At 73.2% G+C, this 7,979-nt stretch carries 6 protein-coding genes; 4 read left to right on the top strand and 2 right to left on the bottom strand.

The annotated features are described in order from the left end of the window. Positions 1-103 precede the first annotated feature (103 nt). Complete coding sequence (locus ACFRQN_RS38720; RefSeq protein WP_380745294.1) at positions 104-1,261, bottom strand: epoxide hydrolase family protein; 1,158 nt, start codon at positions 1,259-1,261, stop codon at positions 104-106. Between the two features lie 257 nt (positions 1,262-1,518). Continuing rightward, positions 1,519-1,932: an SgcJ/EcaC family oxidoreductase gene (locus ACFRQN_RS38715; RefSeq protein ID WP_049650275.1), complete on the bottom strand. Its 414-nt coding sequence runs from the start codon at positions 1,930-1,932 to the stop codon at positions 1,519-1,521. A gap of 279 nt (positions 1,933-2,211) precedes the next feature. On the opposite strand from ACFRQN_RS38715, the gene ACFRQN_RS38710 reads away from it, so the two are divergent. The 4 genes from ACFRQN_RS38710 (at position 2,212) to ACFRQN_RS38695 (ending at position 7,835) form a co-directional block, all read left to right on the top strand. After that, a complete protein-coding gene (locus tag ACFRQN_RS38710) occupies positions 2,212-3,444 on the top strand; it encodes a cytochrome P450 (RefSeq protein ID WP_049650276.1) in 1,233 nt (410 codons plus the stop codon). 20 nt (positions 3,445-3,464) lie between these two features. After that, complete coding sequence (locus ACFRQN_RS38705; protein WP_380745291.1) at positions 3,465-4,484, top strand: alcohol dehydrogenase catalytic domain-containing protein; 1,020 nt, start codon at positions 3,465-3,467, stop codon at positions 4,482-4,484. A gap of 412 nt (positions 4,485-4,896) precedes the next feature. Next, the gene (locus tag ACFRQN_RS38700; RefSeq protein WP_181970774.1) at positions 4,897-6,825 is read left to right on the top strand and encodes a CRTAC1 family protein; all 1,929 of its coding nucleotides are present in this window, start codon (positions 4,897-4,899) and stop codon (positions 6,823-6,825) included. After that, a complete protein-coding gene (locus tag ACFRQN_RS38695) occupies positions 6,822-7,835 on the top strand; it encodes an enediyne biosynthesis protein (protein ID WP_074002832.1) in 1,014 nt (337 codons plus the stop codon). The genes ACFRQN_RS38700 and ACFRQN_RS38695 overlap by 4 nt, the downstream gene beginning before the upstream one ends. Positions 7,836-7,979 lie beyond the last annotated feature (144 nt).

The raw sequence follows: 7,979 nt of genomic DNA, 5'->3' as shown, positions 1-7,979 counted from the left end.
AGCCCCCGTCTGGGACCGGGCCCCCCGCGGCACGGGCCGCCCGCCGGACGGGCCGCGCCCGCCCCCGCCCCCCCGGGGCCGGGCGACTCCGTGAACGGTCCGCTCAGCGGACCCGACGCGCGAACTCCCGGACGTCGTCGACGAACAGCCCGGGCTGCTCCAGGGCGGCGAAGTGCCCGCCGCGGTCGAACTCGGACCAGTGGGCGAGGGTCGGCAGGATCCGTTCGGCCCAGCGCCGGATCGGCCGGACCGCGTCCTCGGGGAACACCGCCACCCCGACCGGCGCGGACAGCGGCCAGGGGCCGGCCCAGGTGCGGAGGAAGTCGGCGTCCAGCCGGTTGGACTCGTAGTAGAGCTGGGCGCTGGAGCCGGCGGAGGCGGTGAGCCAGTAGATCGCCACGTCGGTCAGCAGCCGGTCCCGGTCGACGACGTCCTCGGGAACCGTCCCGGCCGCCGTCCACTCCATGAACTTCTCGACGATCCAGGCGAGTTGGCCCACCGGCGAATCGGTCAGGCCGTACGCGAGGGTCTGCGGCCGGGTGGACTGGATCTTCCGCCAGCCGGCCCCGTCCTGCTCGAAGTGCCCGGCGAACTCCAGCCGGGCCCGGTCCGCCGGGTCCAGCCGCGCGAACTCGGCCGGGTCCTGCGGCGGGAAGGTGGCGAGCATGTTGAGGTGGACGCCGGCCACGTGCTCCGGGTCGGCCAGGCCCAGCTGCAGCGAGACCGGCATGCCCCAGTCGCCGCCCTGGACGAGGTACCGGTCGTAGCCGAGCCGACGCATCAGCTCGGCCCAGGCCCGGGCGACCCGGGCGGTGTCCCAGCCGGCCTCCCGGGGGTGGCCGGAGAAGCCGTAGCCGGGCAGCGAGGGTATGACCAGGTGGAACGCGTCGGCGGGATCGCCGCCGTGGGCCCGCGGATCGGTCAGCGGGCCGATCACGTCCAGGAACTCCGCCACCGAGCCGGGCCAGCCGTGGGTGACGACCAGCGGCAGGGCGTCCGGCTCGGGCGAGCGGACGTGCAGGAAGTGGACGTCCACGCCGTCGACTTCGGTCAGGAACTGCGGGAAGGAGTTGAGGTGCGCCTCGGCCTTGCGCCAGTCGAAGCCGGTGCGCCAGTACTCGGCCAGTTCCTTCAGGTAGCCGAGCGGCACGCCGCGCCGCCAGCCGGCGCCGGGGACTTCGCCGGGCCAGCGGGTGGCCGCGAGCCGGCGGTCCAGGTCGTCGAGGGCTTCTTGCGGGATGTCGATACGGAAGGGACGCATCCGAGTCCTCTCAGCGGGACCGTGCGCCGACCCGGGCCGGCGCCGGAGGGGTGGCGGCCGGCGTACCGGCCGGTCCGTGCGGGGGTGCCGCAGCCGTACGGCACCGTCCCGCACGGCACTGTACCGGCCGCGCGGCGCCCCGGAGCGTCGATCGGCCGGGCCGCCGGGGGAGGGCCGGCGGTCGGTGCGGAGCCGGGGCCGCCGCGCGCTCTCCGGCGGGGAGAGCGGGCGACGGCCCCGCCGCTCCGGCTCCGGGCTCAGGCGGCGACGGGGGTGTTCTGGTACGAGGCGATCCGCCAGTCGGCGCCCTGCCTGGCCAGCACCCAGGTCGCCCGGATCGCCCGCTCGGGCGTCACCTCGGTGTCCCCGGGGGCCAGCACGCCGCCCTTGGTGACCAGGACGGCCACGTCGTCGGCCAGCGGGCGGACCGACTGCGGCTCACCGGTGACCTGGGTGCCCTTGAACGGGCCGGCGAACGCCTGCGCCATGAAGGCGCGGATCTGCTCGCGGCCGGTCAGGTAGACGTCCCCGGGCAGGATCAGCGTCGCGTCGTCGGTGAAGACCGAGGCGAAGCCGTCGGCGTCGTGCCGTGCCCAGGCCGCGATGATGAGTTCCGGGACGGCGCGCAGCGCGGCGACGTCGGCGGCGGTGGGCGGGGGAGTGGCGGACATGGCTCTCTCCTTATCCGGCGGTTCCCGGCCGCGATCACCACGGCCCGGTGACGGCCAGCGTCACACCGGGCCGTCGGCCGCCGCATCTTCCCGATTGCGCTGGGCGGCCGCCCCGCCGCCCGGCGGGGGGACGCCGCAAGCCGGGAGATGCGGGCACCCCGCGCGGGTGCCAGCCTCGACAGGGCCGGTCAACGGCCCTGGCCCCGCTGCCGCGTGGCCCCGCGACCCGGCGACTCCCTGACTCCGCCCGCGCCCCGCTCCGACCGCCTGGAGGCTTCCGTGTCACTCCCCGCCCCCGTCGTCATCGACCGAGCCGGACGTGACATCCACGCGGAGGGTGCCCGGATCCGGGCGAACGGCCCGGTCGCCCGGATCGAACTGCCCGGTGGCGTACCGGCCTGGTCGATCACCGGCCAGGACGTCGCCCGGCTGGCCCTGGCCGACCACCGCCTGTCCAAGGACCCGCGCCGGCACTGGGCGGCGTTCGCCGAGGGCCGGATCGGCGCGGACTTCCCGCTCATCGGCTGGGTGCTGATGGACAACCTCACCACCCGCTACGGCGCCGACCACACCCGGCTGCGGCGGCTGACCGCCGGCGCCTTCACCCCGCGCCGGGTCGAGGCGATGCGGGCCGAGGTGGAGAAGGCCGTCGAGGAGCTGCTGGACGACCTCGGCCGCCTCGCGCCCGGCGAGGTGGTCGACCTCAAGGCCCGCTTCGCCCATCCGATGCCGGCCCGGGTGATCTGCGACCTGTTCGGCGTGCCGGCCGGGGACCGTGAGCGGATGCTGCGCGGCGGCGAGGTGAACGTCGACACCACCATCACGCCGGAGGAGTCCGCGGCCAACGTCGAGCGGTGGCACCGGGAGATGCTGGAGTTCGTCGAGGGCAAGCGCCGCGACCCCGGGGACGATCTGACCAGCGACCTGGTCCAGGCCCAGGAGGAGGACGGATCCCGGCTGAGCGACTCCGAACTGGTCGGCACCCTGCACCTGCTGCTCGCCACCGGGACCGAGCCGGTGATGAACCTGCTCGCCAACACCGTCCGGGCCGTGCTCACCCACCCCGACCAGCGGGCGCTGCTCCGGTCCGGCGCGGTGGGCTGGGCGGAGGTGATCGAGGAGAGCCTGCGCGCCGAGGCGCCGGTCGCGCACCTGCCGTTCCGCTTCGCGGTGGAGGACATCGAGCTCGGCGGGGTCACCATCGCCAAGGGGGAGCCCGTCCTGATCAACTTCGCGGCGGCGGGCCGCGACCGCGCCGTCCACGGGGAGGACGCCGACGCCTTCGACGCCACCCGGGCGAACAAGGAGCACCTCTCCTTCGGCCACGGCGTCTACCGCTGCATCGGCATGCCGCTGGCCCGGATGGAGGCCGAGACCGCCCTCGCCGCGCTGTTCCGGCGCTTCCCGGACCTTGAACTCGCCGTACCCGCCGAGGAGTTGGCACCGCAGGCCACCTTCATCATGAACGGCGTCCAGACCCTCCCGGTCCGGCTCGGGCCGCGGAGCAGTTGACAGGAAAGGTGGTTCGGCCGATGTGGGCAGCCGTCGTACCCGAGGCCAAGGCGCGCTGGGAGCTTCGCGAGATCCCCACCCCGAGGCCCGGTCCCGGCCAGGTGCTGATCCGGGTCCACGCCTGCGGGGTCTGCCACAACGACCTGCTGGTCAGTCAGGGCGTGTTCCCCTTCCCGGCGTTCGCTCCGGTGGTGGTCGGGCACGAGGCCGCCGGGGAGGTCGTCGAGGTCGGCGCCGGGGTGACCGGCCGCCGGGTCGGCGACCGGGTCGGCGCCACCTGGGTGCAGGCGACCTGCGGCCGGTGCGCGTACTGCCGGCTCAACCTCCCGCTCTCCGGGCAGTCCGGGATGAACTGCCCGGAGGCCGTGATGAGCGGCCTCACCGTGCAGGGCGGACACGCGGAGTACGTCGCGGTGGCGGCCGCGAGCACCGTGCTGCTGCCGGACGCCGTCCCGTACGAGACCGCCGCCCCCGTGCTGTGCGCGGGCTACACCGCGTGGAGCGCGCTGCGCGCCGCCGATCCCGGACCGGGTGAACGGGTCGCGGTGCTCGGGATCGGCGGACTCGGCCACCTCGCCGTGCAGTTCGCCCGGGCCGGCGGCTTCGAGACCGTGGCCGTCACCAGCTCGCCGGACAAGCACCGGCTGGCCCGGACCCTGGGCGCGGACCACGTGGTCGCCGACGGTGAGGGGCTGCGGGCGATCGGCGGCGCCGACGTCGTCCTGGTGACCGGCACCTCCTGCCGGGCCGCCGCCGGGGCCCTCCAGGGGCTGCGGCCGAACGGCCGGATGGTGCTGGCCACCATCGACCCGGTCGAGCCCTTCGCCATCCCGCCGACCAGCCCGTTCTGGGCGCAGCGCCAGCAGGTGATCGGCGCCACCCACAACGGCCTCGACCGGCTCACCGAGGCCCTCGACCTGGTCGCCTCCGGGGCCGTCACGCCGCTGGTCGAGACCTTCCCCAAGGAGCGGGTCGCCGAGGCGCTGGACCGGGTCGAGCGGGGTGAGGCGCGCTTCCGCGCGGTCGTCACGTACGCCTGACCGGTGAACCGGTGAACCGGCGGACGGGGGAAGTCATTCCCCCCCGGTGAACCTCCCTTGAGTTCTGGAAGCGCCCTTCCGCGGCACGCGCGCGGGAGGGCGCTTCGTCGTGCGGTCGCGGGCCGGCCGACGGTCCCGGCGGCTGCCGCAATTCCTCCCGCTGAGCAACGGGGAAGTAGCGATTCCGAGTGCTTTGCGTACATCCTCGTACAGTAGACCCGCGCGTGACGTGCCTATCGCCGGCGCATTTCGGGTCGTGAATTCCGTCATCCCGAACCGTCCTGCCAGCAGGGGGTTTTGGCCGCGTCCTGCACTCGACGCGGGCACGGGGTCGTATTCGATCCGTCGAGAGGGGAACCCGGTGGCGTACCGTGAACGAATCCGCAGACTGATTCCAGGCCTGGTGGTGATAATGGTGGCCACCTCGCTGTTCTTCGCCGTACGGACCTCGGTCGCGGCGGCCGGGGCGGAGGAGGTCGCGAAGCAGTACGGCTTCAAGGAACTGCCCATCGCGATGCCGCCCGGCTACGAGCAGCGGCCGATGCGGACGGTCCGGACCGTCAACCCGGCCTACCAGAAGATCCGTTCGTGGATCTCCTCGGTCGGGGCCAGCATCGCGATCAACGACCTGACCGGGCACGGCGTGGCCGACGGCATGTGCATCGTCGACACCAGGACCGACAGCGTGATCGTGACGTACACCCCGACCGCCCGGCCGGCCGACCGCTTCACGCCCTTCGTGCTGGACGGCAGGCCGCTGCCGATGGACGACACCATGGCGCCCACCGGCTGCACGCCCGGCGACTTCAACGGCGACGGCCGGATGGACCTGCTGGTGACGTACTGGGGCCGCACGCCGATCCTGTTCATGGCCAGGTCGGACGCCACGACCCCCGCCGCGGCCTCCTACGTGCCGCGCGAGCTGGTGCCCTCGGAGTCCCTGGACGGGAAGTACCACGGCCCGCGCTGGAACACCGACGCGGACTACGTCGGCGACATCGACGGCAGCGGGCGCCCGTCGATCGTGATCGGCAACTACTTCCCCGACTCCGACGTGCTCGACCCGAACGGGCTGAACAACGTCGTGATGAACGACTCGCTGTCCAGCGCCAAGAACGCCGGCGGCGACCACGTGCTGCGCTGGCAGCAGAGCACCTCGGGGACGGAGCCCACCGCGTCGTACGTGGAGGAGAAGGGCGCGATCCCCTACGACGCGTCGACCGGGTGGACGCTGGCCATCTCGGGCGCCGACCTGACCGGTGACGGACTGCCCGAGCTGTACATCGCCAACGACTTCGGACACGGGCACCTGCTCTACAACCGGTCCACGCCCGGGCACATCGAGTTCAGCGAGGCCAAGGGCGAGCGCACGCCGACCACGCCCAAGTCCTTCGTCCTCGGCAACGGCTCGTTCAAGGGCATGGGCGTCGACTTCGGCGACATCGGCCGCAACGGCGACTTCGACATGATGGTCAGCAACATCACCGTCGCCTGGGGCCTGGAGGAGAGCAACTTCCTCTGGATCAACAAGGCCAAGGACGAGGCCGACATGCGCCGCAAGCTCGCCGCCGGCATCGCCCCGTTCACCCAGGAGGCCCAGGAGCACGGCATGGCCTGGACCGGGTGGGGCTGGGACACCAAGATGGGCGACTTCCTCAACAGCGGCGACCTCGCGGTGCTCCAGGCCACCGGCTTCGTCAAGGGGAAGATCGACCGCTGGCCGTGGCTCCAGGAGATGGCCATGACCAACGACGACCTGCTGTCCAACCCCGCGATGTGGCCCAACGTCCAGCCCGGCGACGACATCGCCGGGGACGAGGCGATCGCCTTCTACGCCAAGACCCCCGACGGCCCGTACGTGAACATCAGCTCCCGGCTGGGCATCGCCGTGCCGACGCCGACCCGCGGCCTCGCCACCGGCGACACCACGGGCACCGGCCGGCTGGACTTCGCGGTGGCCCGCCAGTGGGGGCCGCCCGCCTTCTACGCCAACACCGCGCCGGCGCTGGGCAGTCAGCTGAACCTGCGGCTCTACCGGCCGACCGGTGAGGGCGCCGCGGGCCAGGGCCTGGTGAACACCGGGGCGCCCGCGTACGACGCCACCGTGCGGGTCACCACCCCGACCGGCACCCAGATCTCCCGGCTCGACGGCGGGGGCGGCCACGGCGGCTTCCGCAGCTTCGACGTGCGGTTCGGCCTCGGCGCCCACCAGGGGCCGGTCACCGTCGACCTGAGGTGGCGGGACGCCGCCGGCGGACTGCACGAGAAGAGCGAGCAGCTCAGCCCCGGCACGCACACGCTCGTGCTGACCGACCAGGTCCAGGAGGTCCCGAACCGATGAGCGCGAGCGTGCAACCCCGAGCCGGCGGCGCCCCGGCGGCCGCACCGGCCGCCCCCGCGAAGCCGAAGGACCCCCGGTACCTCGCCCTGCGGAACTTCGCCCTCTCGATCAGCGTGTTCAACATCTTCGGCTACACCCTGCTCGGCTTCGAGCAGCCCTGGCTGTGGCCGTTCGTCGCGGTGTTCACCGCCTACGCCTGCGAGATCGCCTTCGAGCTGATCAGCGCCTGGGCCCAGCGCCGCGCCCCCCGCTTCCGCGGGAACGGGTTCCGCGGCGTGTACGAGTTCCTGCTGCCGGCCCACATCACGGCGCTCGCGGTCAACATGCTGACCTACGGCAACAACCAGCTGCTGCCGATCGTCTTCGGCGTGGTCATCGGCGTCGGCGGCAAGCACGCCCTGCAGGCACCGATCGCCGGCCGGATGCGGCACTTCATGAACCCGTCCAACTTCGGGATCACGATGTCGCTGGTGTGCTTCGGCTCGTGGTTCAGCATCGCGCCGCCCTACGAGTTCACGGAGAACGCGAACACCTTCTTCCGGGTGATGATCCCGCTGATCATCGCCACGGCGGGAACCGTGATCAACGCGCTGCTCACCAAGCGGACCCCGCTGATCGTCGGCTGGCTCGGCGCGTTCGCCATCCAGGCGTTCCTCCGGCACTGGATCTGGGACGTCGCGCTGTTCTCCGCGCTCGGCCCGATGACGGGTGTCGCCTTCGTGCTGTTCACCAACTACATGATCAGCGACCCGGGCACGACGCCGGTGAAGGGCCGGGCCCAGTTCGTGTTCGGCAGCTCGGTCGCCTTCGTGTACGCGATCCTGATGGTGTTCAACGTCGTCTACACCCTGTTCTTCGCCACCACGCTGGTCTGCGCCCTGCGCGGGCTCGGGTGGTGGGTCGTGCACCTGCGCCAGCGCTCCCGGCGGGCGGACGCCGCCGCCGGGGCGTCCGGGGGCGGAACGGCCGTCCAGCCGCAGCAGAGCCAGGTCGGGGCGGCCGTGGCGTGAGGCCGCGGCCGGTCCGCCGCACCACGACCGCCGCGTGACACCGTGACCCCTCCGTGGGGCCCCCCCCCCGGGGGGCGCCACCGGGCCGGTGCGCGGGCCGGGGCGGACCCCCCCGGCACCGGGGGCGCCACGGGCCGCGCCCGC

Origin of the sequence: Kitasatospora sp. NPDC056800 (assembly GCF_042789775.1) — a bacterium.
In the GTDB taxonomy this organism is placed as follows: Bacteria; Actinomycetota; Actinomycetes; order Streptomycetales; family Streptomycetaceae; genus Kitasatospora.
Note: the sequence above shows the minus strand (reverse complement) of the source record. Positions and strands in the feature narration are given on the sequence as shown.